We start from the raw sequence: 24,002 nt of genomic DNA, 5'->3' as shown, positions 1-24,002 counted from the left end.
GACTGATTGTGAGCAACCTCGAACTCGGCTTCTGGTCCTTCCCGATCCTGTTGATCATGGTGTTTTTGCGGGCCCCGATCGGCCTTGCCATGCTGCTCTGTGGTTTCGCTGGTTGGTATTTTGCCATGGGCGGCAACCCCAATGTGCTGTTGAACAAGCTGAAGTCCGAGACCTACACGCAGTTTTCCAGCTATTCGCTGTCGATCATCCCGATGTTTCTGCTGATGGGACAGTTCGCCACGCTCTCTGGCATGTCCTCGGCGCTGTTCAAGGCGGCTGAGAGCTTTCTCGGCCACCGACGCGGCGGGGTGGCGATGGCCTCGGTGGGAGCCTGTGCGGGCTTCGGCGCTATCTGTGGCTCATCGCTTGCGACCGCGGCCACCATGTCGAAGGTCGCGCTGCCTGAACTCCGCCGCTATGGCTACTCCGGCGGGTTTTCGACCGCAACGCTCGCAGCGGGGGGCACGCTGGGCATCCTGATCCCGCCGTCCGTGATCCTCGTAATCTACGCGATCCTGACCGAGCAGAACATCGCCAAGTTGTTCCTCGCCGCCTTTATCCCCGGCATCCTGGCCGCCGTCGGATACATGCTGACGATTTCAATCTACGTCCGGCTTTATCCGGATTCGGCGGGCACCCGTGCGCCGCAACCCATGTCCGAACGTTGGGCGGCGCTGGCGAGCACCTGGCCCGTGCTAGTGATCTTCGGGCTTGTGGTCGGCGGGATCTATCTTGGCTGGTTCACGCCCACCGAGGGCTCTGCCATTGGCGCGGCGGGCACCGGGCTGGTGGCGCTCCTGTCCGGCAGCCTGAACTGGGCGGTGTTCCGCGACAGCCTCTTTGGCACCGCGCGGACCACCGCGATGATCTTCTTCATCGTGCTGGGCGCGAGCTTCTACAACAGCTTCCTCGCGCTTTCGGGCGTGCCACAGTTCATGGCGGATTGGGTGCTCACCCAAGGCTTCAGCCCGTGGTTCGTCCTGTCGGTGATCCTGGTCTTCTACCTGATCTTCGGTTGCCTGATGGACAGCCTGTCGATGATCCTGCTGACCGTGCCAATCTTCTTCCCGGTGATTTCGGCGATGGATTTCGGCATGTCGCCCGAGCATCTGGCGATCTGGTTCGGCATCCTTGTGCTGATCGTCGTCGAAGTCGGCCTGATCACGCCGCCTGTCGGCATGAACCTCTTCATCATCAACGCGATGGACCGCGAGACCCCGATGACCGAAACCTACAAGGCCGTGCTGTTTTTTGTCGGCTCGGACATCGTGCGGGTGATCATCCTGGTGATGTTCCCGGCGATAACGCTCTTCCTGTTGCCCGCCTAAGTTCTGCCGTGCACTAAAGTGCAGAGTGGCTCCTCATTGCTTGCGGCGAGCCATCGGGCGTGCACTACTGTGCATGATCGTTTGGTGTTTCATGGGAGGGAAACGTGATCAGCACCTCGATGAACGCGGCCAGTTATCTTGTCGACAGGCACCTCAGCGAAGGGCGGGCGGATAAGACTGCCTATCGCGAGGCTGGCAGCGGGCGCGAGATGAGCTTTCAGCAGCTCGCTGACGGTGCCGGTCAGTGCGCAGGCGCGCTGCTGCGTGCGGGTATCCGACAGGAAGAGCGCATCGCCATGCTCATGCTCGACACGGTCGAGTTTCCGCAGCTCTTCTTCGGCGCGCTGAAATGCGGCGTTGTGCCGGTCCCGATCAATACCCTCCTGGCGCCTCCGATCTACGACGCCATTCTGCGCGACAGCCGGGCGGTCGCGCTTGTGGTCTCCGCCCCACTCTACGAGGCCGTGAAGCCGATGTTGGAGGACAACCCGTATCTGCGATCGGTTGTGGTGATTGGCGAGACCGCACCCGCAGGCACCCAGACATACGCTGACTTCGTTGCAGGTGCGGAGCGGATGGAAACCGCAGCTGTCTCCTCCGATGAGATTGCCTTCTGGCTCTACTCCTCGGGCTCCACAGGCCAGCCGAAGGGCGTCCAGCACGTGCACTCCAGCCTGAAGGCGACAGCGGACACCTATGGCGCGCATGTGCTCGGATTGACGGAAGACGACACGGTGCTCTCCGCGGCCAAGCTCTTCTTCGCCTATGGTCTCGGCAACGCGATGACCTTTCCGCTGGCGGTGGGTGCGACGACCGTGCTCTTCGCCGGGCGCCCAACCCCCCGCGACATGATCGCGACCCTTGAGGCCGAACGGCCCACGGTATTCTGCGGCGTGCCGACGCTCTATGCCGCCATGGTGGCCGAGATGGACAAATCGGGCCCGCCCGACGCCCCGCTACGCCGGTGCATCTCTGCGGGTGAAGCGTTGCCGGAAGACGTCGGGCGCCGTTGGCAGGCCCACACGGGCATCGACATTCTTGACGGTGTGGGCTCGACCGAGATGCTGCACATCTTTCTCAGCAACAGCGCAGATGACCTCGCTTACGGTACCTCCGGCACCCCTGTTCCGGGATATGATGTGCGCCTTGTGGATGATACGGGCCGGGATGTCGCCGACAATGAAATCGGCGAGCTGCTCGTCAATGGCGCATCGGCAGCAGCGGCCTATTGGAATCAGCGAGAGAAATCGCGTCGCACCTTCGAAGGCGTCTGGACACGCACTGGTGACAAATACGAGCGCCGCCCCGATGGCCGCTATATCTACTGCGGACGCACCGACGATATGTTCAAGGTTTCGGGCATCTGGGTCTCGCCCTTCGAGGTGGAGCAAGCACTCGCAAGCCATCCGTCGGTGCTAGAAGCTGCAGTAGTGGCCGCCCGAGATGGCGAGGGGCTCGAGAAGCCCAAGGCCTTCATCGTCCTTGAAACCGAAGCGCCATCTGACCTCGAGGCCCAGCTGATCGACCACGTGAAATCCCGCGTCGGCAAGTGGAAATATCCGCGCTGGATCGAAGTGGTGGAGGACCTGCCGAAGACGGCCACAGGAAAGATCCAACGGTTCAAACTGCGCGAGGCGGAGGCCTCATGATCGACTGGAGCGCCACGCCCGCATCCCGGCTGGAGGTGGATGGCGTGCAGCTGGAGTACAGCTGCCACGGCCCCCCGCCGGGTGATCGACCCACGCTTGTGCTGCTGCACGAAGGGTTGGGGTCTGTTGCGCTCTGGCGCGATGTCCCACAGAAGCTGGCGGCGCGCACAGGTTTGGGCGTCTTTGTTTATTCGCGGCGAGGCTATGGCCGGTCAGACCCGGTGCGATTGCCGCGTCCACATGACTACATGACGCGTGAGGCCATGACGGTGCTGGGCCCCGCAATGGACGCCGCAGGGTTGGGCGACGTGATCCTGCTCGGCCATTCGGACGGCGCGACAATCGCCGGAGAATACGCCGGCTCGGTCAGCGACAGGCGGGTGCGCGGTCTGAGTCTGATCGCTCCGCACTTTTTCACAGAGCCCAAGGGGATTGCCGCTATTGAGGCGGCGGGCAAGGAGTTTGCCTCTGGTGACCTGCGCGCCAAGCTTGCCAAGTATCACGACGATGTGGAGGGCGCGTTCCGCGGGTGGCACGAAGTCTGGACCGATCCGGGGTTTGCGTCTTGGCATGTGGCGGACGTGATTGACCACTGGCGCATCCCCGCCCTCGTAATCCAGGGAACTGAGGACGCCTATGGCAGCCTCGCACAGGTCGAGGAGATCGAGAAACGCGCTTATGCGCCGGTCGAGATCGAGATTGTCGAGGGCTGCGGCCATGCTCCGCACTTTGAGAGCCCCGAGACAACCCTCGATGCGATTTCGTCATTCTGCGCGCGCCTGGTTCGGCTGGAGCAAACGCATGTTGCGTTGGCCTGAGCTGTCGCCGGATCAGCGCCCACCGTACGCCTTTATTCCCGGTCAGACCGCTCGCCACCCAGAGACTTGGTTTGACGAAATCAAAGCCTCTGTCAAAGCGGGTATGGCGCCTGACGACCTCCAGCAGACGGCCGCATTTCAGACCGGCCTCGCCTATCTGGGTGCGGGATACTTCTGGGAATGTCACGAGGTGCTTGAGGCGGTGTGGATGCAGACCACCGACCCCAGTCCGGAGAGAGAGGTCGTGCAGGCGCTCATTCAACTGGCGAACGCGCGTCTGAAACTGGCCATGTTGCGCCCGAAGGCGGCGCACCGCTTGTGCGAGATGGTCGAGGCACATCTGTTGCGTTGCGAAGGGGACGCGGCCGTACTCGGCCTCAGAATCGCCGACCTGCGTGCAGCCATCGCGGACACGCAACAAGAAGCAAATATGCAATATAAAGCAAGAAACAGCTAAAGATTTGGAGATTTGTGTAAAGGATAGGCGTTATCACACGCCTTTCTGTGCTTTATAGTTCATCTAGTGGTCGCATGATGTGGCCTGTTGGATGAGGCCAGCCGTGAGCGAGCGCATTGATTTCCAAGTCGACCCGAGTTCCATGAAACATTGGACAGTCGAGTATGACGGCGCCGTAGCGTATCTTTCCATGGATGTGGATGAAGACGGCGGTCTCTTTGACGGGTATCAGCTGAAGCTCAATTCCTACGATCTGGGCGTCGATATCGAACTGGCAGACGTTGTGCAGCGGATGCGCTTTGAGCACCCCGAGGTGAAGGTCGTCGTCCTGACATCCGCCAAAGAGAAGGTGTTTTGCGCGGGCGCCAATATCCGCATGCTGGGCGCTGCGACCCATGCGCACAAAGTCAATTTCTGCAAGTTCACCAATGAGACGCGGAACACCTTTGAGGCAGCATTGGAAGACAGCGGTCAGAACTATATCTGCGCCGTGCGGGGCTCCTGCGCGGGCGGTGGCTATGAACTGGCGCTGGCCTGCAATCACATCATGCTGACCGACGACAGCACGTCGTCGGTGGCATTGCCAGAGGTCCCCTTGCTGGCGGTCTTGCCGGGGACGGGCGGGCTCACGCGGGTCACGGACAAGCGCAAGGTCCGTCGCGATCTGGCGGATGTGTTCTGCTCGGTCGAAGAGGGTGTGAAAGGCAAACGCGCGCTGGACTGGCGGCTGGTCGACGAGGTTATCCCGAACTCGCAATTCGATGACGGCGTGCGTGCGCGGGCACAAGCATTCGCCGAGGCTTCTGAAAAGCCGGACATCGGGCAGGGCATCACGCTCACGCCGCTTCAGCGCGTATTTGGGGCAGATGGGGTCACGTATTCGACAGTGAAGGTCGAGTTGGACCGGCACGGCCGCCGTGCGGTGGTGACGATCTCGGGTCCGGAGACCGACGCGCCCTCCGATATGGCGGCCTTCGAAGCGGAAGGGGCCAACGCCTGGATGTTGCGATGCGCGCGGGAGTTGGACGATGCGATCCTGCATCTGCGGACAAACGAAGACGCGCTGGGTTTGATCGAATTCCAGGCCCAAGGAGACGCGGCCCGCGTGATGGCGCATGAGGCGCTGCTCGTGTCGCACAAGGATCACTGGCTTGCCAATGAAGTGCTCTGCCTGTGGAAGCGCGTGCTCAAACGGGCCGATATGACATCGCGCAGCCTTGTGGCGCTGGTAGAACACGGCTCTTGCTTTGCCGGTGTTCTGGCAGAGCTGCTTTGGGCCGTCGATCGCAGCTACATGATGCTGGAGCCCTTTGATGATGATGAGCGACCGCTGGCGACGATCTATCTCACAAAGGGCAACTTCGGCCAGTATCCCATGGGCAATGATCTCAGCCGTCTGGAGACCAGGTTCCTTGGCGCGCCGGAGACGCTTGCTGGCTTGGAGGAGCAGATTGATGAAGCGCTAGATGCCGAAGACGCAGAGGCGCTTGGCCTGGTGACATACGCCTATGACGACATAGACTGGGAGGATGAGGTGCGGCTCTTCCGCGAGGAGCGCGCGAGCTTCTCGCCTGACGCGATGACGGGGATGGAGGCGAACCTGCGCTTTGCTGGCCCGGAGACAATGGAGACGCGGATCTTCGGGCGTCTGACGGCCTGGCAGAACTGGATTTTTCAGCGACCGAATGCGGTGGGGCCGGAGGGGGCTTTACGACGCTACGGCACCGGGGTGCGGGGGGTCTACGATATGCAGCGTGTCTAGCACGGGTGGCCTGAAAGCCCACCCTACCTGCCGGGCCAGACCGGTTGTGCAGGCAGGTAGGGTGGGCTTTCAGGCCACCCCATCCGACAGGAGGACGGAATGCTCGATCTCATCAATGTCAGTTACGACAGCCAAATCCCCAACAATGTCGGTCTGAGTTCCGACAAGAAAGTGCTGAAAGCGCTGGAGAAATGGCATCCCGGGTACATCAACTGGTGGAACGATCTGATCCCGCAGAACTTCCAGGACAGTATGGTGTATCTGCGCACCGCCGTTTCGGTCGATCCGAAAGGCTGGGCCAAGTTTGACTACGTGAAGATGCCCGAGTATCGCTGGGGTGTGCTGCTCGCGCCCGCTGTCGAGGATCGGCGCATCCCTATGGGCGAGCATCTGGGTGAACCCGCATGGCAGGAAGTGCCGGGCGAGTACCGGAATATGCTCAAGCGGCTGATCGTGATCCAGGGGGATACGGAGCCGGGCTCGGTGGAGCAACAACGGTTTCTTGGGCTTACCGCGCCCTCGCTTTACGACATGCGCAACCTCTTCCAGGTCAATGTGGAAGAAGGGCGGCACCTTTGGGCGATGGTTTACCTGCTGCAGAAGTACTTTGGCAGGGACGGGCGCGAGGAGGCCAACGATCTGCTGGTGCGCTCTTCGGGGTCGGAGGAGGCGCCGCGGATGCTGGGCGCCTTCAATGAGGAAACGCCGGATTGGCTCAGCTTCTTCATGTTCACCTATTTCACGGACCGGGACGGCAAGATGCAGCTCGAAAGCCTTGCGCAGTCAGGGTTCGACCCGCTCAGCCGCACCTGCCGCTTTATGCTGACGGAAGAGGCTCACCATATGTTTGTAGGTGAGACCGGGGTAGGGCGCACCATTCAGGCCACGCTGGAGGCCATGAACAAGGCCGGGATCACAGATCCGACGGACATCAACAAGATCCGCGATCTGGGCGTGATCGACCTGCCCACGATCCAGAAGAAGCTGAACCTGCACTATACGCTCAGTCTTGATCTGTTTGGGCAGGAGGTGTCGACCAATGCGGCCAATGCCTTCAACGCCGGAATCAAGGGCCGCTATATGGAGCAGCGGATCGACGATGACCACAAGCTGCAGAACGACACATATGCTGTGACCTCGATCAAGGAGGGCCAGATCCTGACCGAGGATGTGCCGGCGCTGACGGCGATCAACATGCGCCTGCGCGACGACTACGTGCGGGACGCCGCAGGTGGGGTTGGGCGCTGGAACAAAGCGATTGCCAAGGCGGGGATCGAGTTCGAACTGAAACTGCCGCACGAAGGGTTCCACCGCCAGATTGGTGTATTTTCCACCGTCGCGGTTGATCCGGACGGCAATATCCTTTCGGCCGAAGAGTGGAACAACCGTCGGGACGACTGGCTGCCCACCAAGGCCGATGGCGACTTCATCCAGTCGCTCATGGTGCCCTGTTACGAGCCCGGGCAATACGCGTCATGGATCGCGCCGCCGAAGGTGGGCATCGACAACAAGCCCGGCGACTTCGAATACGTGAAACTGCATATGGCTTGACCTGTATCAACGCGCGCGCGGGTCGGGCCAGTTCTACTGGCCCGCATCACCCAAACGCCCCCGATCATCGAGAGGAGACCGCACCATGCAGACCCCAACCGCAAAATCACCCACGATGCCGAGTTCCAATTGCATCGGCTGTACCGATTGCAAAGGCATGTGCCGCGATATCGTTGAGCTCGCGCTGCTGCCCGAAACGGTTCTGAGACGCCCCGCCGCCAGCCCATGACGACACCCGTTAAACAACACCTGATCGACCCCGAGATCTGCATCCGCTGCTACACCTGCGAGATGACCTGCCCCATCGGGGCGATCCAGCACGACGACACCAATGTCGTCGTCGACCCTGATACCTGCAATTTCTGTATGGATTGCATCCCCGTCTGCCCCACCGGGTCTATCGACGAGTGGCGGGTGGTGGAGACGCCCTACACGCTGGAACAGCAATACGCCTTCGATGAGTTGCCCGAGCAGGATGACATCATCCTCCCTGCGGAAGCCGAGGGCGACGGGATCGAGGCGCATGATGATGTCGTCGCAGCACTATTGGCCGAGGCGCACAAGGGCGCAGGCGGCAAGGCCAAGGCGCCTGCCACGGCGTCGAAACCGACGATCAACCTCTACTCCCTCAGCAACCCGGCTGTTGCGACCGTGCAGGGCAACTATCGCCTGACCGATGCAGACGGCGAAAATGACGTGCGCCACGTGATCCTCGATCTGGGCAGCTTGCCGTTCCCCGTGCTGGAAGGGCAGAGCATCGGGATTATTCCGCCGGGTGTGGACGCCGATGGTCAGCCGCATCTGCCGCGGCTATACTCGGTGTCGAGCCCGCGTGATGGCGAACGGCCCGGTTTCAATAACGTCTCGCTGACCGTCAAACGCGAACCTGAGGGCCTGTGCTCCAACTACGTTTGTGATCTGGCCAAGGGAGACGAGGTTCAGATCACCGGGCCCTTTGGGTCCACTTTCTTGCTCCCATCCGACCCCGAGGCGCATTTGCTGATGATCTGTACCGGCACCGGGTCCGCCCCGTTTCGCGGGTTCACCATGCGCCGCCAGCGCGAGACGCCCGGTGCGCGGGACAGCCTAACTCTGGTCTTTGGGGCGCGCAGCGCGCGGGATTTGCCGTACTTCGGGCCGCTGAAGAAGGTCCCCGATCAGTTCATGCGCAAGACCTTTGCCTTCAGCCGCGCAGATGACCAACCCAAGCAATACGTACAGGACAAGCTGCGCGAGCACTCGGATGCCGTCGGCGCGCTCTTGGGGTCGGACAAGGCGCACATCTATATCTGCGGATTGAAAGCGATGGAGAGCGGGGTCGAAGACGCACTGCATGATATCGCCGAAGCCGCGGGTGACGATTGGGCGCTGCTGCGCACTCGAATGCGCGAAGAAGGCCGTTATCATGTTGAGACCTACTGACATCGTGCTCGGCTCCGGCGCGGTGATAAGCTTGGCCTCGGACGGAACGGCACCATGACCGATACACCTCTCGAGGATGACCCGTCGCAGCTCTTGAAGGACCGGGTTGCGGCTCGTGTGCTCAGCCAGCGCAAGGCGCAGAACCTGCCCCGGCGGGTCTTGTCCGGCATGTCTGGCGTCTCGCCGCGCTATCTCGCACAACTCGAGGCAGGAAAGGGCAATATCTCCATCGCGCTGCTGCAACGCATCGCGGTGGCGCTCAATCTGCCCATTGAAAACCTCCTTTCGGAAGACGCCCCGGCGGACCGGGAGGTGCAGCGGATTGCCCAGCTCTACCGCAATGCGTCCACCGATGTGCAGCGCGAGGTGCGCGGTCTGTTGGCGCCGCAAAACCCGGCGGTGCTTCGGGCGGGCCGGATTTGCCTGATCGGTCTGCGGGGGGCGGGGAAGTCCACCTTGGGCAAGCTGGCCAGCGACGCCCTGGGGCTGCCCTTTGTCGAACTCAACCGCGAGATCGAGCGCGAGACAAGCATGCCACTGGCCGAGGTGATGGCGTTCTATGGGCAGGAGGGGTATCGCAGGCTGGAAGCGGATGCGATTGCGCGCGTGGTCGAGGCGCATGACAGCCTTATCCTGGCCGTTGCAGGCGGCCTCGTGGCCGAGGAGGCGACCTATCAACAGGTGTTGGAGCGGTTCCATACCATCTGGCTCCAGACCTCTCCGGCCGAGCATATGCAGAGGGTGCGAGCGCAGGGGGACTTGCGGCCCATGCGTGGCAATCCGGCGGCAATGGAGCAGTTGCAATCGCTGCTCGCGGCGCGCAGCCCGCTTTACGAACGTGCCGAAGCATCGATTGATACATCGAACCGCACGGTCAAGCGCTCGCTCAACGATCTGGTCAGGCTGATCGCCAGCAAAGGGTTTCTCGAAGGGCCAGCGGGGTGACCGACGCGGAGGTGGCTGCGCGGCTGACCGATGGTCTCTATGCCGCTGCCGACGCGCTGCTCTTTCAGGCGACAACGCCGTGGGAGCTGGATGCGGCCATGGAGGACTTCGGGTTCGCAACCGGCCTTTGTGCGGATCAGGATATGGTGGGGCTCGACACTGTCGTCGCGCGGTGTGTAGACGGCGGACGCGCGCCCACAGCTGCGCTGGCCCGCATGGTCGCGGATGGTCGGTTGGGCCGCCGCGTCGGTGTGGGCTGGTACCGATACCCGGGCGGCGGCGGGCGGGTCGTTGACCCGCTGGTGGAGGACCTGCTGCGCGAAGAAGCCTGGTTCGCCGGTTTGACCCGCACCGAAGTCTCCGACGACGTCCTCATCACGCGTTTGCTGATCGGGCTCGCCAGTGCTGCGGGGCAACTGTTGAAACAGGGTGTTCCGCCCGCGTGCGTGGATCGCGTGAGCCAGCGTGACCTCGGCTTTCCCGCAGCAAAGGGCAGCCTGGTGTCTCATCTGCGTGACATCGGCCCGGGCGCATTGGAGCACGCGATGGGCGAGGTCTCACCCGATGAGATTCGCAGGTTTTTCGATCAGCTCTGACAGAGCAGGATCATCGTCGCGAGGCCCCACAGGGTCATCTGGAAATGGGTGTTCTGCGCGCCTTCGTGGCAGAACCAGTAACAAAAGTGGTTGCCGATCACGAGAAATGCCGCCCAGACACTCGTGAAGCTCAAGGCACCAAGCAGCGCAAGCATGCGCCCGGTGTCTGGGGAGGCCGTGCCCGCGATGCCCATCACCAGACCTATGGTTCCAATCCAGAGGAGGAGGCAGGTGATGCCCTCGGCGATCACGACGAGCCTGAACGCGAAGGACTGCAGGCGGCGGTCGGTGATGGCGCGATGAGCGACATGTCGGAATTCGTCTGGATACTCGGCCTGCATCCGCGTCATGGCAAGCACCTGCGCGGTGTAGGTCTCATTCACCGACGGATAGAGCAGGTTGTCTCTCAATCCCAGAGACAACCACGCAGCAATCAGGCCTGTCGCCATGGTTTGTGCAAGTAACACTGCGCTTTCCATGCCAAGGCCTCCTGATGATCGCACAAAGAAGAAGGGCCGCGCGATGCGCGGCCCTCGAAGACAGTGAAGATCAGGTCCAGGCCATACGGGCCGGATGATACTCGAATGCAATGTGGTGCTCGGCACCCACCAGCCCTTCCTTGGTGAAGTTGTAGAGCGAGCGCCAGTAAGGCTGGATCGTCACGCCTTCCTCCTGGATGAGTGCCTGCATGTCCTTCATCAGGGTGCGGCGTTCTTCGACATCCGCGGTGGCCAGCGCCACATCGAGCATCTTGTCGAAGTCTGCATTGGACCATCCGAACTCGTTCCAGGCCTCGCCCGAGCGATAGGCCAGCGCCCAGATCTGAACGCCCAGCGGGCGGTGGTTCCAGTTCGTGGAGGAGAACGGGTACTTCACCCAGTCGTTCCAGAAGGTGGAGCCGGGCAGGATCGTCCGCTTGACCTTGATGCCCGCGTCCCGCAGCTGTGCGGCCACCGCATCGGTGGTGTCCTTACGCCACGCATCGTCGATCGAGATCAGCTCGTGCTCGAAATCGCCCATGCCCGCTTCGTCCATGAGCGCTTTCGCAGCGGCGGGGTCCACCTTGCGCGGCGGCAACTCGGCATAATCTGGGTGCATCGGACCGACGTGATGGTTCTCCGCCTCGATGCCGCGACCGGCGTAGCCAAGCTCCAGCAGCACCGCATTGTCGACCGCCATGGCCAGAGCCTGCCGCACCCGCTTGTCCTCGTAGGGCTTCACCCCATCGACTTCCGCAAGCTGGTTGGGGCGAATGACGATGGTCGCCGCGGTTGCAATCGAGTTCTCGATCCAGCCATCGAGCGTCGAGAAGATGTCGATGAAATCGCCCTCGATGGAGTAGATCGCATCGATCTCCTCCGCTTCAGCTGCCGCGACGAAGGCCGAGGGGTCGGTGCCATAGTCGATGTACTCAAGGCTGTCGATGTAGGGCCCGCCAAAGACCTCGGTGCCCCACCAGGTGTGTTCGGTGTTCTTGACGAGCACGGCCTTTACGCCAACCTCCAACTGCTCCGGCAGGTAAGGGCCGGTGCCAATCGGGTTCTCGAGCATCGTGGCCGCATCGAAGCCCGCTGGAGTGATCGCCGCGGGATAGTCCGCCATGCCCGGGATCAGCGAGATATCCGGCCGCGGCAGCGCCAGCTTCACGGTGTGGCTGTCCACAACCGTGATCGCGCCGTCGAGCGCCTGGCCGGTGCCCTCGTCGATCAGCACGCCGAACCGACCCGCCATCGAATTGCCTTCGAGGCCCTTGTCACACCATCCGGTGATGTTGCGCGCCACGTCTTCGGCAGTGAACTCGCTGCCATCGTTCCAAGTCACGCCCTTGCGGACATTCAGGGTGTATTCGGTCGCGTTGTCGTTGATCTCCCAGCTCTCGAGCAGCGCCGGTGTGAAGGTGCCGTCGTTTTCGTAGATGACGAGATACTCAAGCCATCCGCGCGAGAAGTTGGCGATCTGGGACCAGTCATAGGTGCGCGGGTCTTTCAGCGCGCGCACTTCCTGTTGCATGCGAACGACGCCGCCTTCCTTGTGGCCGGCAGCGCGGGCGGGCGCGGCCATGCCAATCATCGAATAGGCTGTGGCCGCTGTCGCGCCGAACGCGCTGGCCATCGCCAGAAACTCACGACGGTTCACCGGATCGCTGCCGACCTTGGCCGCAGAGTCCACCACGGTCTTCGGCAACGGTTTGCCGGTACGTGTGAAAAATGTCATTTTCTTCCTCTCTGTTTTTGCACGGGTTCTTTGCGTGCGCTTGCCGGGCCATTGCCGGCGCGGTGATGCAGTTGGTCTGCTTTCTTTGATGCCCTCATAGGAACGCCGGGAGTGTCAAACGTCGCAGGCGTGGCGTCAACCCTTTCTCCGGCCCGCGTTCCGGCCTGCGGCGCGCGTGCGTCAAAACCAGCGGGCCCGTATCAGGAACCAATCGGGACTGTCACTGCCCGGCTCGCGTCCAAATCGCTTTGGAAATGCGCTGTCGCTGTCCGCCCGCGCCGGATTTTTGACCGCTGATGTCGCTAAAGCGCAATGCTTTTGGTCCGTGATATGGCAGGGCGCCGCGGGCGGGCGGCTCGCCAAGGCAGGCGGAAAGCGCCGAAATGGCCTCCAACTTTTTTTGGCGTTGTACGCGGATCGGCTCGGTTCCGGTGGATCGAAGGCGTTCACGCCGTCTCAGCGGGCCATGCGCGAATCTGATCTGCGCCCGCACAGGTGAGGGCAACAGGCTCCCCGATGGCGCATTTGCCGTCTTGAAAAGGCGCATGCATCGGCCATCATGGAACCATGCGTATGAGGGGGATCCAGACATGAAATCACTTTCGCCGGGCAGCATCGCTCCGCCATTTGCGCGGTATTCCCATGGGGTGGAGCTGCCCGCAGGTGCGCGGCTGGTTCGCACGTCGGGGCAGCTGGGGCTCGCGCAGGACGGGACCGTGCCCGCGGATGCGGAGGCTCAGGCGGCGATCTGTTTTCACAATATCACCGCCATTCTGGCGGAAGCCCGCATGACGCCCGCACACGTCTGTCATCTCAGCGCCTATGTGACCGGGCGCGAGCACATGCAGGGATACATGGCCGCCCGCGACGCGTTCCTCAGTGAGGTCGCCGTCCTGCCGTCGTCGACCCTGGTGATCGTTTCCGGGTTTACACGTCCTGAGTTCGTGGTTGAGGTCGAGGTCTGGGCCGCTGACTAGGGGTCTGGCGCGTCCGAATACTCTTTGCGCAGCAGCTTCTTGAGGCTCCACAAGAATGTGCCGCCGAAGAATGCGCCCGCGATGCCGATGGTTTCGAACATGGCGGGACCCTGCGGCATACCGCGATAGGCGATGGCGATGGCCATGAAGATCAACCCCCCAATAGACACATAGAGCCGGAATTTCAGCTCTTTCTGGCTGGGGCCGTATTTGTTCATGTCCAATAGACCTCTGCTGTCGGCGCGCGTTCGAATGAGAGGTGAAAGTCGTCAAGCTGCGGTGGCGCGACGCCGAGTGTCTGCAGTTGCACATGTGCCTGACCCCGGTGATGCACCTGGTGCTGGAAGAGATGCAGCAGCAAGGCGTGCACCGTTTCTTCGGTGGTCGCGTCAGGCCGTTCCGTGTCGCGGGTGTCGGCCAGCATCGCCGGAGTGAGCCCGGTACAGAAGCTGATCAACCTACGGTCCACCTCGGCCTGCTGTTGGGCGAGGGCCGTCAAGGATGGCTCCTCGGTTCGCGCGTAGACAGTGCGACCCAGCCCGCCGACCTCGAGCGCATCGACATAGTAGAGATCAACTTCGTAGATGTGGTTGAGCGTGCTGGCGAGCGTCGGGAAGAACCCGGGAGCGGGGTGCAGTTGATGACCCTCAGGCAATGTGCAAGCCGCTGCGTAGAGCGTGGCATTGGCCCAGGCGTTGTTCTGCGCCATGCGTTGAAACGCGTCCAGCTGGATATCTGCTGCAACCATAGGGATCACTCGTCCCGTGGCGGGGCATTCCGTTTCTTGCGTGCCTGCAGCCAGCGGAACAGGAAAAACAGGGCCACGAAGAGCCCGGTCCAGAAGAGAAGGTCGATCAATGCTGTGCCCATGGGGCATATCTATGTCGCAGCGGTCGTTCCGTCGAACACTTTCTGCCGCATCGCAGGAGCTGACCGACCGATCAACTCTTGGCCGATAGTCACCGCGGGGTGCGAAAGGCCCGGGACCAGGCCTTTCGCATTACGTTTTCAACGTGCAGATTTGCGGCGATGACGCCAGCCCAAGAAACCCAAGGCGCCCAGCAGCAGCGGGGCACTGGCGGGGAGGGGCACGGGCGCGACTTGTGAAATCTCGATGGTCAGCAAATCGAATGCGCCCGGGTTGGACGTGAAGTCGATCAGCCCGGCGTCGAGCGTGTCACCGGTCGCCAGTAGCACTCCAGGACCGAAGAGCTCTTCCGACAGCCCAATCCCTTGCTGGATGCTGCCCTCGCCTGCCGGGCTGTCTGCAATGTCGACCCCTTGCACGAACGCCGCACCTTCCAGACCGTTTGCCTCGGTGCCCGCGTCATAGATCTGGGCGCCCGTCACATTGATCGTACGATTGCCTGTAAAGACCCCATTCTCGTCGAAAATCTGATAGGCCAGCGGATCGTCATTGCCGATGAAGTGGTCGTTCGACGGCAAGATCATCGACAGGAATGTGAAGAACAACGCCTCGGAGGTATTGATGTCGATCGTGCCCGAGACGACCTCGCCGGGCTGGATCGGGGGGGGACCGCTAGGAGACTCGAGAACCAGCGCTTGCGAGTCCGGATCTATGCTTTGACGTTCGCCTGCGACGGTGGAGGCCATGCCCGTTTCGGCGATCAGTTCAATGCCGGGCGATGCCATGCCGCCCAGATCGAAAGCGTCGAAGGTCCCGTCATGAAATGCGGTGTAAAGTGGCGTGATCGAGAGCCCGCCCGCCGCCTGATTGTTGGTCACTGTAATCTGCAGCGTTGTCGCCTGTGCCGAAACCGCGACGCTTGCGCCCACGGCGGTCACGGCCAGAGCCAATAGGTTTCTGGTTACAAATCTCATTTTCTTCTCCTGTCAGATGAGCCCTCCGGGTGGAGAGGCAGGCGCACCTTAGGGACAGGGCGCGATCAACAGGGATTCACACATGCGTGAGAGAGCCGCGCCTCCGCGCGTTGTGAAAAAAACTGAAATTTCCGTGAGTTGGTCGGTCTAGAAGTCGACGGAGACGCCGGGCAGGTTCAGCGCCTTCATCAGGTCGCGCAGTTCCTGCCGTGCGGCGATGTTCGAGATATTGAGCTGCTTGACACCGATGTCCTTGAGGTCCAGCAGCGTCAGCCCGCGGGGAAAGAGTTCGCGGAACACCACGCGCTCGGAGAAGCCGGGGGCAATGCGAAAGCCGATCCGCTTGCTGAGGTTCTTGATCGCGCGCTCCATCTTTTCCTTGTTGACCATCCGCTGCGCGCCCATCCGGTTGCGCACCACGATCCAGTCGATCGGGGTCAGGCCGGCCTGTGCCCGCAGTTGGCGCGCGTTCCAGACCATTTCGGAGTAAACCGACGGGCCGAGGATTTCGTCGCCGGACGAGTCCGTTCGCGCAAGCAGGTCGAAATCGACGAAGCTGTCGTTCAGCGGTGTGATCAGCGTGTCGGCCAGCGAATGCGCCACCTGGCTCAGACGGGTGTGCGAGCCGGGGCAGTCGATCAGGATAAAGTCGTTGTCCGGTTCCAGCGACGCGACAGCAGCCGAGAGGCGGTGGTCATAGATATTCTCGCCAGGCTTCAGGCTTTCGGCCGCAATCTCGGGCAATTCATGCGTGTTCGGGCTGGCCAGGTCGAGCCCGGCTTTGGCGAGGAAGGCCTTGCGGTTCTCGGTGTAGCGGCCAAAGGTGCGCTGCCGCAGGTCCAGATCGAGCGCGCTGACCTTATGCCCCATCCGTGCGAGCGCCGTGGCCACATGCATGGAGACGGTCGATTTGCCCGCGCCGCCTTTCTCATTCCCGACGACGATAATGTGCGCCATGACCCGATCCTTTGCCCCGGCCGCTTCCTGCGGCTTATCTATTGAGCGGCACTATATGTAGTGTTCGGGCCTTTGGGAAGGTGTCTAGAAGGCGAATTGCTTGCAATGCCCCGACGGCGTTGCCCGTTGGCCTCGCTCTGCTTGGATGCAGCGGAATGGCATCGATGTCAGGCAGATTTTTAGGCGCTTGTAAACTTTCCGATGGTAGTCCGCAGAAAACCAGAAGAGATTGCATGCCGGTACTCGCTTACATTCTTGCCGCCGCATTCGTGCTGCTTGCCGGGCCGTTGCTGGCCCTGGCGACAGCAAAGCCTGTGCCGGGCGAGATCATGCTTGTCATCGGGCCCGTTGGTGTGTTGCAGCAGACTGTCGTGCCTGCGGCTGGCGGGCGCGTGGTTGGGCCGGAGCTCGCGCGGTTTGGCGCGCTGGTCCATGCCGAGCATGTAGAGTTTGCGCCCGCGCTTCTGGAACATGGTGCGTGGTTTGTCGTCGACGGCAGGCGCATCGCAGAATTTTGTGGAGTAGAGATATGAGCGCACCCCAGACTTTTCGCGACGAGGCGTGGAACAAGGCCGCCGACAAGGCGGCACAGCAGGTCGCTTTTGGCAGCCTCGCGCTGGTGCCGTGTGTGCTGATTGCTGCCTGGATCGCGGGGACATCTTTGATGCTGTTGGGCGCGGTTGCCTTAGCCTTTGCAGGGCTGTCCTTCTTTGGCGCGCGCCTTGCCAATATCCACGGTCGTGTGCTGGCCGCAGTGGGTCTGATCGGGCAGGCCATCTGTATCACTGCAGCGCTCTCTGGCCATCCGTGGCAGCTCGATAGCCATATGCTTTTCTTTGCTCTGCTCGCGGTCTGCATGATCATTTCCGAGCCTCTGGTGATCCTCGCCGCGGCCGGCGTGATCGCCGTGCATCACCTAAGCTTATCGATTGCGTTGCCCGCGCTGGTCTATCCGTCCGTCGATCTTGGCACCAACCTGAAGCGGACCGTCCTGCATGGGGTGATAGTTGTTGTCGAGGCGGCGGTGCTTTGGGTGGCTCTGAAGAACCGCAACAAGGCCTATCAGGATACCTTGGCAAAAAATGCTGCCATCCAGGCCTCGGCGGATGAGACGCGCGCGGCGTTGGCCAATGCAGAGGCCGCCAAGGTTGAGACGGAGGAGGCGCTGGGTGCCGCGAAAGTTGCGCAGGAGGAAGCATTGGCTGCGCGCAAGACTGCCGAGCAGGAAGCACAGCATGCGATTGAAGCTGATCGCAAAGCGCGCGAGACGGAAGAGATCGCGCGCGAGAAGCGCGCGAAGATCGAAGCCGAGCAGAACCATGTGGTCGAGACCTTGCGCGATGCGTTGCGCAGCCTCTCGACCGGGGATCTGTGCAAGCAGATTGAAACCTCTCTGCCCGAGAAATACGAAGATTTGCGCCGCGACTACAACAGCGCGGTGGCAGGGTTGCGTGAGGCCATGATCGTGGTCGATCAGAATGCCGAAACAATCGTCGATGACGTCAATTCGATCGAGGATGCTGCCGATACTTTGGCAAAACGAACCGAGTCCCAGGCATCCACCTTGGAAGAGACGACCGCGGCGATCTCGCAAATCGCAACCAACTCCGGCAACGCGGCGCAGAGCGCCAAACAGGCGGATCAGGCCGTGCAAACGGCCAAATCGAAGGCGGATTCGTCGGATGAGATTGTCCAGAAAGCGGTCTCCGCCATGTCAGAGATTGAGTCGTCTTCGGGGCAGATCGCGAAGATTGTCGGCGTCATAGAAGACATCGCGTTTCAGACCAACCTGCTCGCGCTAAACGCTGGTGTTGAGGCTGCACGGGCCGGAGAGAAAGGGCGCGGGTTCTCCGTTGTGGCATCAGAAGTGCGGGAATTGGCGCGACGGTCTTCGGAGGCCGCGCGCGAGATTGGTGGGCTGATCGAAGCGAGTGGCAAACAGGTTGCGAATGGGGTGGAACTGGTCAACGAGGCCGGTACGGCCCTGCAGAGCATCAACGAGGCGGTTGAGGACATTGCGAGCTTCGTCTCGGTCATCGCTGCTGCAGCCGAGGAGCAGTCGCTGAGTATCTCGGAATCAAACGACGCGATGCATCAACTCGAAGGTGTGACGCAACAGAATGCCGCCATGTTTGAAGAGACCAACGCGGTGACGCAATCACTGGCCAAACAGGCAGAGAGCCTCAAAGCGGCCATGGCGCGCTTCACGGTGGGCGCAGATCATAAGCGCGCCGCAAAGGCCCCGAGCTCAATGGCTGCTCCGGCGACCGTATCGGCCCCCAAGGCCGTGGCGAGAGCTGTTCCTCCAGTTCAAGGAAACGCGGCGCTTGCGATGCCGGAGCTGCCCGACGACGGAGGCTGGGAAGAGTTCTGAAGCCGCATTGAGCTAAAGATGATCAAGCACCTGATGTCTGATCATCGTAGGTTGCCCATACCAACAAAAGAGCCACCCGATGATACGGGTGGCGCTTTTGTTTTCGGACGGCAGGTTCTTTAAAATCCGAGGCCAGCGTATTTGTTTTTGAACTTCGAAACGCGACCGCCTGTGTCCATCAGGCGCGACGACCCGCCGGTCCAGGCCGGATGAACGGAGGGGTCGATGTCCAGCGCCAATTGGTCGCCTTCTTTGCCCCAAGTGGATTTCATCTGAACCACGGTGCCATCGGTCATTTTGACGTCGATGATGTGATAGTCGGGATGTGTATCGGCTTTCATCGATAAGCTCCTTACGCTTCAGCGCCCGACTTGGGCTTGTAGTTAGAGTTTTCGGTAATCCGGGCGGATTTGCCGCGGCGGCTGCGCAGGTAGTAGAGCTTGGCGCGACGTACGCGACCACGACGCACGACGGTGATACTGTCGATGTTCGTGGAGTGCAGGGGGAACACCCGTTCCACGCCTTCACCAAACGAAATCTTGCGAACTGTGAAAGAGCCCGCGATGCCGGAGCCGTTGTTGCGCGCGATGCACACACCTTCATAGTTCTGCACACGGGTCCGTGTGCCTTCGGTCACTTTAAAGCCCACGCGGACGGTGTCGCCAGCGCGGAAATCCGGGATGTCTTTCCCCAAAGCGGCAATCTGTTCCGCTTCAATCTCTGCAATCAGATCCATCTGATCGTCTCCTATAGTGCTCGTGGTTGCTCCACGAAGGTTGTACCGCATCTCAGAGCTTCCGGTCTGTCTTCGGGTCCGCCTGTCGCGCCCGCCGGGAGAATTCAAACGCCATTCCTTACAAACCGCTGTGTGGGGCACTTCGACAGATCCAGTAGCGCCATGTCCACGACAAGCGGGTCCGCAGCCGACTTTCCGGCTCGAACTCGTGCCGTATAGGCGGGAACAGCCATGGGATCAAGAGGTCATTCCAGGCCTCAATCCTTCGTTAAGGATTTGCGGGGTAGCGTTTGGCGCGTCGCTTTGAAAGCGGTGTCGTGGTGGGGGAATGTGGTAAAGTAGGACAGGTCATTTGGCATGGCACAGACGCGTAAACCCGGCGGTGGTGTTTCTCCGGAACAGGAAGACCGTGCGCTTTTTCGAACCTACGGGGGGCCGATAGAGATTGAGCTGGTACCAAAGACCAGCCGCACAACGAGCGGTGACTTTCTGGTGCAGGCATTCTTTGACCACACGCGCGAGATATCAGTGATCTTTCCGGGCCGCCGCGCACGCGAGATCGGGCCGTTGGAGGCGCATTTGCGGTGGATCGACAGCCGCGCGCGTCGCGCGGCGATCGCCGCACGGCGCCCATCCCCCAACCCCGAGCTGATCCGGCTGCCTGTCAAGATCAAAGGGGCCTGGCGCCAACAGTTCTGGCGTGATGCGGAAGACAATGAAAACGGGATTTATCAGCTGGTCGCTGCGCGATGGGCCTTTACGGATCAAACCGGTACGCTGGTGCAGTTTGGTGAGGCGCCCGCCTATGATATGACGACCCGGCAGCGTCCGAAATCTTACATTCTCACGCGGCGCGAGATCGATGCGGTGCCACGATCAACGCCCGTCGAACAGATTGAGTAGCGGATTACGGATTGAGCGGACGAGCGTTGATCCGCTCAGCGCGACTCCGCGAACCTTTGAGGCAGCGCGTTTCGCAGAACAGCAACCGAGACACGGGTCTCGGAGTAAAGATGCGCATTTTCGTCGACCTCCGGCGCTGGCGCAGTCGCGCGGGCGACGTTTGACGCAGGACGGTGGGCTGCTGCGGGCATCGCTGATCGGCGCACATGACTGCTGGTCGCTTCAGACGCCGGTACCGCCGTCTCCCGCGTTTTGTGGTAGCTGAACCGCGTGTATCGGATATCTTCTTCCGGTTGCGGGCTCTTCTTCACGGCCTGCCCGAACGCCCCGAACAATTTCATCATCTGACATCACCCCTGATTGACGCTGCCTGTATCGTCGGGGGTCACTGTGTCGATTTTTAGTCAAAAACGAAGCGCTTTGCGGCGACAATCGGGCGGTCGGCGAAGAAAGGCCGACCGTCGCGCGAAGTTTCGCAGGTGGCTAGTCTTTCTGCTCGAATTTTGACCAAAGGTCGGGTCGGCGGCGGCGTGTCAACGCTTCGGACTGCGCGCGACGCCATGCGTCGATCTCGCCGTGATGGCCCGACATCAGCACATCAGGGATCTCGCGCCCCTCCCAACTGGCGGGTCGCGTGTACTGCGGGTGTTCGAGCAGACCACGCGCATGGCTTTCATCGACGGTACTTTCGGCGTTGCCCAGAACGCCGGGCAAAAGCCGGACAGTGGTATCGATCAGCGCCTGTGCCGCGAGTTCTCCACCGGTCATCACGAAATCACCGAGCGAAACTTCGGTGACCTCGAAGTGCTCCAGCACGCGCTCATCGACCCCCTCGAACCGGCCGCACAGCAGGGTGACACCATCGCAGCGGGCCAGATCGCGGGCCATTGCCTGATCAAACGGTCGACCGCGCGGCGACATGTAAAGGATCGGCCAGCGGCCGCGCGCGTGGTGTTGGGCATCGGCCAGCGCCGGGCCGACCACATCGGCCCGCAGGACCATGCCCGCGCCACCGCCTGCCGGTGTGTCATCAACGTTGCGGTGCTTGCCGATGCCAAAGTCGCGCAGGTCATGGGTGTGCAGTTGCCAGCGTCCCTCCTGCAGCGCCTTTCCGGTCAGCGACAGACCCAAGACGCCGGGGAACGCATCCGGGAACAGGGTCACGATGCGAGCCTGCCACGCCCCAACCAGCGTTTCGCTGTCATCCATCAGCGACCGCGGCGTCAGCGTGGGCCGAATGCTCTTGCGGCCGTGGCTCTTGGGGGCATCGGTCATCTCAAAAGAGGCCATCGGGCGGGTCTGCAATGATCCGGCCAGCGGTGATGTCGACCGTCGGTACGGCGGCCAAAGTGAAGGGCAGCAGCACGGTTTCGGAGGATCCCGGACGCTGGACCTCCAGAAGGTCCCCGGCGCCATGATCCAGAACGGATTTTACGCGACCCAAGGCAGCACCGCCGGTGTCCAGCACATCCAGTCCAATGAGGTCCGCATGGTAGTATTCGTCGTCCGGCAGGTTTGGCAATTGGTCACGGCGTGCGAAGAGTTGTGTGCCCTTCAACGCGTCCGCCTGCTCCTTTGTGGCAACCTCGGCCACGCGGGCGACAAAGCCGTTCTTGATCGGGCGGATCAGGGCGAGATGAAAGGTCTGGTCGCCGCTTTCGGTGGTCAAGGGCGTATAGGTTTCAATGTCCTCGGGCACGGCGCAGAAGCTCTTGATGCGCAGCTCGCCGCGCACGCCATAAGCCCCACCGATGGCACCGACACAGACCTTGTCCGAGCTCATTCGTCCACTCCTATGCAGAGACCTTCGGACATCGCGCCGCCGCGATCAAGGCAGCTGTCACGATGGTTGGCCCGCTCGACAAAGAGGCCAGCGAGAAACGCGACAAGCACCAGCATCAACGTGCGGATCGGGCGAAACATGTGACACCTAAGTGGCGGCCCTCAAAGCGGTGGCTCGCATCGAAGAGCAAGCTGCCCCGAGCCGGGACAGCCACGCGTCAAGCACCTTACTCGGTAGTTTCTTCAGCAGCCTCTTCCGCCGGGGCGTCTTCCGCAGGGGCTTCAGCTGGCGCGGCGGCTTCTGCAGCCTTGGCGGCTTTCTCCTCGGCGCGCTCCTGCGCTTTCTTGCCCGGCGTGCCCTTGTTGGGGTTGTTGCGCTCGGATTTCTCTTTCAGGCCAGCGGCTTCCAGCATGCGGGCCACGCGGTCGGTGGGTTGTGCGCCCTGGCCGAGCCAGTGCTGCACGCGCTCGACGTCCATCTTCACGCGTTCTTCGCTGTCCTTCGGCAGGAGCGGGTTGTAGGTGCCCAGCTTCTCGATGTAGCGGCCGTCGCGCGGCATGCGGCTGTCGGCCGCAACGATGCGGTAGAAGGGGCGTTTTTTGGAGCCGCCGCGGGCAAGACGAATTTTCATAGCCATGGTGTATTTCCTTTTGTAATCGGCAGGTTGGGTGGGCTTTCAGGCCACCCTAGCTTTGGTGAAGTTTGTGGTGCTGAATGACTTCAGCGATGATGAAGTTGAGAAACTTCTTGGCGAATTCCGGGTCGAGATCGGCCCGGTTCGCCAAATCTTCGAGCCGTTCGATCTGTGCCGCTTCGCGAGCCGGATCGGACGGGGGAAGGTCGTGTGCGGCCTTGAGTTTCCCCACGGCCTGGGTGTGTTTGAACCGCTCGCCCAGGGTATAGACGAGGATCGCATCGAGCCGGTCGATGGAGGCGCGGTGCTCTTTCAGGAGAGCTGCAGCACGGGAGGTGGCGTCGGTCATTCTGCCCCCCAGATCCGGCGTCGGTGGCCTGTCGGTATCGCGTCGGTATAACGTCGGTATAACGTCGGTGCGCGGCGCGCGGTCTGGTAAGACTTAGTCAATGGCCCAGCCTTTCGGTTTGAAGAGCGGATCGGCGTAGTGGCTGATCTCCATTTCGATGCCATGGGCCAGCTGTGAGCCTTTGAGCTCCGCGGGTTCCGGGTGGCGGTAGACCGCGTCGTTGCCGTCGATGGTGGCTGCCTCATGGTCCTTCGTGGCCCCCAGCCGTTCAGCGAGGCGGATGCTGTCGAGGTTCTTGGGGTCGATATAGCTGACGGCGGTCTCCCAGCCGAGGTGCTCGTAGAAGTGGCCGCGCACGCGGTGGGTGGCTTCGAGCGCATAGCCCTTGCCGCCGCGGTCGGGCCAGATCACCCAGGCGATCTCGGCCTCGGGCCATTTCGCGGGTTTCCAGCCGCCTGCCATGCCCAATGTCTCGCCGCTCGCCTTGTCGTGGATCATCCACATGCCGTAGCCGCGGATCTGCCAGTGGCCGATCTCGGCGGCGTAGAGCATCCAGGCCTCGTAGGCATTGAGCGGCCCGCCCATGAAGCGGGCGCGGTAGCTGGTGAAGGTGGCCTTGAAGTCCGGGTAGTCTTCGGGCTCCGGGCCGCGCAGGACCAGGCGGGTGGTCTCGAGGATGGGGATCTGGGTGCTCATTGGGCGACC

The 24,002-nt window shown here is 61.8% G+C and carries 29 protein-coding genes; 14 read left to right on the top strand and 15 right to left on the bottom strand.

Translation table 11 applies throughout. The annotated features are described in order from the left end of the window. Positions 1-8 precede the first annotated feature (8 nt). The 10 genes from ACVC7O_RS17895 (at position 9) to ACVC7O_RS17850 (ending at position 10,528) form a co-directional block, all read left to right on the top strand. Positions 9-1,328 carry a TRAP transporter large permease gene (locus ACVC7O_RS17895; protein WP_458323478.1) on the top strand — a complete coding sequence of 440 codons (1,320 nt, stop codon included), beginning with the start codon at positions 9-11 and terminating at the stop codon, positions 1,326-1,328. A gap of 104 nt (positions 1,329-1,432) precedes the next feature. After that, a complete protein-coding gene (locus ACVC7O_RS17890; RefSeq protein ID WP_458323477.1) occupies positions 1,433-2,977 on the top strand; it encodes a benzoate-CoA ligase family protein in 1,545 nt (514 codons plus the stop codon). Next, positions 2,974-3,795 carry an alpha/beta fold hydrolase gene (locus ACVC7O_RS17885; RefSeq protein ID WP_458323476.1) on the top strand — a complete coding sequence of 274 codons (822 nt, stop codon included), beginning with the start codon at positions 2,974-2,976 and terminating at the stop codon, positions 3,793-3,795. Before ACVC7O_RS17890 ends, ACVC7O_RS17885 begins: the two co-directional genes overlap by 4 nt. Continuing rightward, on the top strand, positions 3,779-4,252 hold the full coding sequence (locus tag ACVC7O_RS17880) for a DUF309 domain-containing protein (RefSeq protein ID WP_458323475.1): 474 nt from the start codon (positions 3,779-3,781) through the stop codon (positions 4,250-4,252). The genes ACVC7O_RS17885 and ACVC7O_RS17880 overlap by 17 nt, the downstream gene beginning before the upstream one ends. Positions 4,253-4,355: 103 nt before the next feature. Beyond that, positions 4,356-6,014, top strand: coding sequence for a 2,3-epoxybenzoyl-CoA dihydrolase (boxC, locus tag ACVC7O_RS17875; RefSeq protein WP_458323474.1), 1,659 nt, complete (start codon positions 4,356-4,358; stop codon positions 6,012-6,014). Between the two features lie 99 nt (positions 6,015-6,113). Beyond that, positions 6,114-7,565 carry a benzoyl-CoA 2,3-epoxidase subunit BoxB gene (gene boxB, locus ACVC7O_RS17870; RefSeq protein WP_458323473.1) on the top strand — a complete coding sequence of 484 codons (1,452 nt, stop codon included), beginning with the start codon at positions 6,114-6,116 and terminating at the stop codon, positions 7,563-7,565. A gap of 85 nt (positions 7,566-7,650) precedes the next feature. Further along, the gene (locus ACVC7O_RS17865; protein ID WP_458323472.1) at positions 7,651-7,794 is read left to right on the top strand and encodes a hypothetical protein; all 144 of its coding nucleotides are present in this window, start codon (positions 7,651-7,653) and stop codon (positions 7,792-7,794) included. Beyond that, entirely contained in the window at positions 7,791-8,987 is a 1,197-nt protein-coding gene (gene boxA / locus ACVC7O_RS17860) for a benzoyl-CoA 2,3-epoxidase subunit BoxA (protein WP_458323471.1), read from the top strand. Before ACVC7O_RS17865 ends, boxA begins: the two co-directional genes overlap by 4 nt. A gap of 54 nt (positions 8,988-9,041) precedes the next feature. Continuing rightward, positions 9,042-9,932, top strand: a complete 891-nt coding sequence (locus ACVC7O_RS17855) for a helix-turn-helix transcriptional regulator (protein ID WP_458323470.1) — start codon at positions 9,042-9,044, stop codon at positions 9,930-9,932. Next, positions 9,929-10,528 carry a 3-hydroxyacyl-CoA dehydrogenase family protein gene (locus ACVC7O_RS17850; protein WP_458323469.1) on the top strand — a complete coding sequence of 200 codons (600 nt, stop codon included), beginning with the start codon at positions 9,929-9,931 and terminating at the stop codon, positions 10,526-10,528. The genes ACVC7O_RS17855 and ACVC7O_RS17850 overlap by 4 nt, the downstream gene beginning before the upstream one ends. Here ACVC7O_RS17850 and ACVC7O_RS17845 read toward each other — a convergent pair. Both ACVC7O_RS17845 and ACVC7O_RS17840 read right to left on the bottom strand, forming a co-directional pair. Continuing rightward, a complete protein-coding gene (locus tag ACVC7O_RS17845) occupies positions 10,519-11,007 on the bottom strand; it encodes a DUF2165 domain-containing protein (protein ID WP_458323468.1) in 489 nt (162 codons plus the stop codon). The two genes, ACVC7O_RS17850 and ACVC7O_RS17845, sit on opposite strands and share 10 nt — an antisense overlap. A 70-nt stretch (positions 11,008-11,077) precedes the next feature. After that, positions 11,078-12,742: an ABC transporter substrate-binding protein gene (locus ACVC7O_RS17840; RefSeq protein ID WP_458323467.1), complete on the bottom strand. Its 1,665-nt coding sequence runs from the start codon at positions 12,740-12,742 to the stop codon at positions 11,078-11,080. Positions 12,743-13,332: 590 nt separating this feature from the next. Between ACVC7O_RS17840 and ACVC7O_RS17835 the strand changes: the two genes are divergently transcribed. Then, complete coding sequence (locus ACVC7O_RS17835) at positions 13,333-13,719, top strand: RidA family protein (protein ID WP_458323466.1); 387 nt, start codon at positions 13,333-13,335, stop codon at positions 13,717-13,719. On the opposite strand, the gene ACVC7O_RS17830 is transcribed toward ACVC7O_RS17835, so the two are convergent. The 4 genes from ACVC7O_RS17830 to ACVC7O_RS17815 form a co-directional block, all read right to left on the bottom strand. Continuing rightward, complete coding sequence (locus ACVC7O_RS17830) at positions 13,716-13,937, bottom strand: hypothetical protein (protein WP_458323465.1); 222 nt, start codon at positions 13,935-13,937, stop codon at positions 13,716-13,718. The two genes, ACVC7O_RS17835 and ACVC7O_RS17830, sit on opposite strands and share 4 nt — an antisense overlap. Further along, positions 13,934-14,467 carry a DinB family protein gene (locus tag ACVC7O_RS17825; protein WP_458323464.1) on the bottom strand — a complete coding sequence of 178 codons (534 nt, stop codon included), beginning with the start codon at positions 14,465-14,467 and terminating at the stop codon, positions 13,934-13,936. Before ACVC7O_RS17825 ends, ACVC7O_RS17830 begins: the two co-directional genes overlap by 4 nt. A gap of 260 nt (positions 14,468-14,727) precedes the next feature. Continuing rightward, positions 14,728-15,561 carry a spondin domain-containing protein gene (locus ACVC7O_RS17820; protein WP_458323463.1) on the bottom strand — a complete coding sequence of 278 codons (834 nt, stop codon included), beginning with the start codon at positions 15,559-15,561 and terminating at the stop codon, positions 14,728-14,730. A 147-nt stretch (positions 15,562-15,708) separates the two neighbouring features. Continuing rightward, a complete protein-coding gene (locus tag ACVC7O_RS17815) occupies positions 15,709-16,518 on the bottom strand; it encodes a division plane positioning ATPase MipZ (protein WP_458323462.1) in 810 nt (269 codons plus the stop codon). A 233-nt stretch (positions 16,519-16,751) separates the two neighbouring features. On the opposite strand from ACVC7O_RS17815, the gene ACVC7O_RS17810 reads away from it, so the two are divergent. Continuing rightward, on the top strand, positions 16,752-17,051 hold the full coding sequence (locus ACVC7O_RS17810) for a hypothetical protein (protein ID WP_458323461.1): 300 nt from the start codon (positions 16,752-16,754) through the stop codon (positions 17,049-17,051). Next, positions 17,048-18,892: a methyl-accepting chemotaxis protein gene (locus tag ACVC7O_RS17805; RefSeq protein ID WP_458323460.1), complete on the top strand. Its 1,845-nt coding sequence runs from the start codon at positions 17,048-17,050 to the stop codon at positions 18,890-18,892. Before ACVC7O_RS17810 ends, ACVC7O_RS17805 begins: the two co-directional genes overlap by 4 nt. Before the next feature lie 119 nt (positions 18,893-19,011). Here the strand turns inward: ACVC7O_RS17805 and rpmE are convergent, their stop codons facing one another. Both rpmE and rplS read right to left on the bottom strand, forming a co-directional pair. Next, positions 19,012-19,233 (bottom strand): 50S ribosomal protein L31, encoded by a 222-nt coding sequence (gene rpmE, locus ACVC7O_RS17800; RefSeq protein ID WP_458323459.1) that lies wholly within the window; start codon positions 19,231-19,233, stop codon positions 19,012-19,014. Between the two features lie 11 nt (positions 19,234-19,244). Then, positions 19,245-19,628, bottom strand: coding sequence for a 50S ribosomal protein L19 (rplS, locus tag ACVC7O_RS17795; protein WP_458323458.1), 384 nt, complete (start codon positions 19,626-19,628; stop codon positions 19,245-19,247). Between the two features lie 357 nt (positions 19,629-19,985). Here rplS and ACVC7O_RS17790 point away from each other — a divergent pair, with 357 nt between their 5' ends. Then, on the top strand, positions 19,986-20,531 hold the full coding sequence (locus tag ACVC7O_RS17790; protein ID WP_458323457.1) for a hypothetical protein: 546 nt from the start codon (positions 19,986-19,988) through the stop codon (positions 20,529-20,531). 35 nt (positions 20,532-20,566) lie between these two features. On the opposite strand, the gene ACVC7O_RS17785 is transcribed toward ACVC7O_RS17790, so the two are convergent. From ACVC7O_RS17785 to ACVC7O_RS17755, 7 genes are all read right to left on the bottom strand, one after another. Beyond that, entirely contained in the window at positions 20,567-20,875 is a 309-nt protein-coding gene (locus ACVC7O_RS17785) for a hypothetical protein (RefSeq protein ID WP_458323456.1), read from the bottom strand. Between the two features lie 139 nt (positions 20,876-21,014). Then, the gene (trmD, locus tag ACVC7O_RS17780; protein ID WP_458323455.1) at positions 21,015-21,806 is read right to left on the bottom strand and encodes a tRNA (guanosine(37)-N1)-methyltransferase TrmD; all 792 of its coding nucleotides are present in this window, start codon (positions 21,804-21,806) and stop codon (positions 21,015-21,017) included. Between the two features lies 1 nt (position 21,807). After that, a complete protein-coding gene (rimM, locus tag ACVC7O_RS17775; protein WP_458323454.1) occupies positions 21,808-22,314 on the bottom strand; it encodes a ribosome maturation factor RimM in 507 nt (168 codons plus the stop codon). After that, entirely contained in the window at positions 22,311-22,454 is a 144-nt protein-coding gene (locus tag ACVC7O_RS17770) for a hypothetical protein (RefSeq protein ID WP_458323453.1), read from the bottom strand. Before ACVC7O_RS17770 ends, rimM begins: the two co-directional genes overlap by 4 nt. An 86-nt stretch (positions 22,455-22,540) precedes the next feature. Beyond that, entirely contained in the window at positions 22,541-22,951 is a 411-nt protein-coding gene (gene rpsP, locus ACVC7O_RS17765) for a 30S ribosomal protein S16 (protein ID WP_458323452.1), read from the bottom strand. Between the two features lie 49 nt (positions 22,952-23,000). After that, the gene (locus ACVC7O_RS17760) at positions 23,001-23,297 is read right to left on the bottom strand and encodes a chorismate mutase (protein ID WP_458323451.1); all 297 of its coding nucleotides are present in this window, start codon (positions 23,295-23,297) and stop codon (positions 23,001-23,003) included. Between the two features lie 93 nt (positions 23,298-23,390). Continuing rightward, positions 23,391-23,993 carry a GNAT family N-acetyltransferase gene (locus ACVC7O_RS17755; protein ID WP_458323450.1) on the bottom strand — a complete coding sequence of 201 codons (603 nt, stop codon included), beginning with the start codon at positions 23,991-23,993 and terminating at the stop codon, positions 23,391-23,393. Positions 23,994-24,002: the final 9 nt, after the last annotated feature.

It is taken from the genome of Roseobacter cerffii (genome assembly GCF_054226325.1).
Note: the sequence above shows the minus strand (reverse complement) of the source record. Positions and strands in the feature narration are given on the sequence as shown.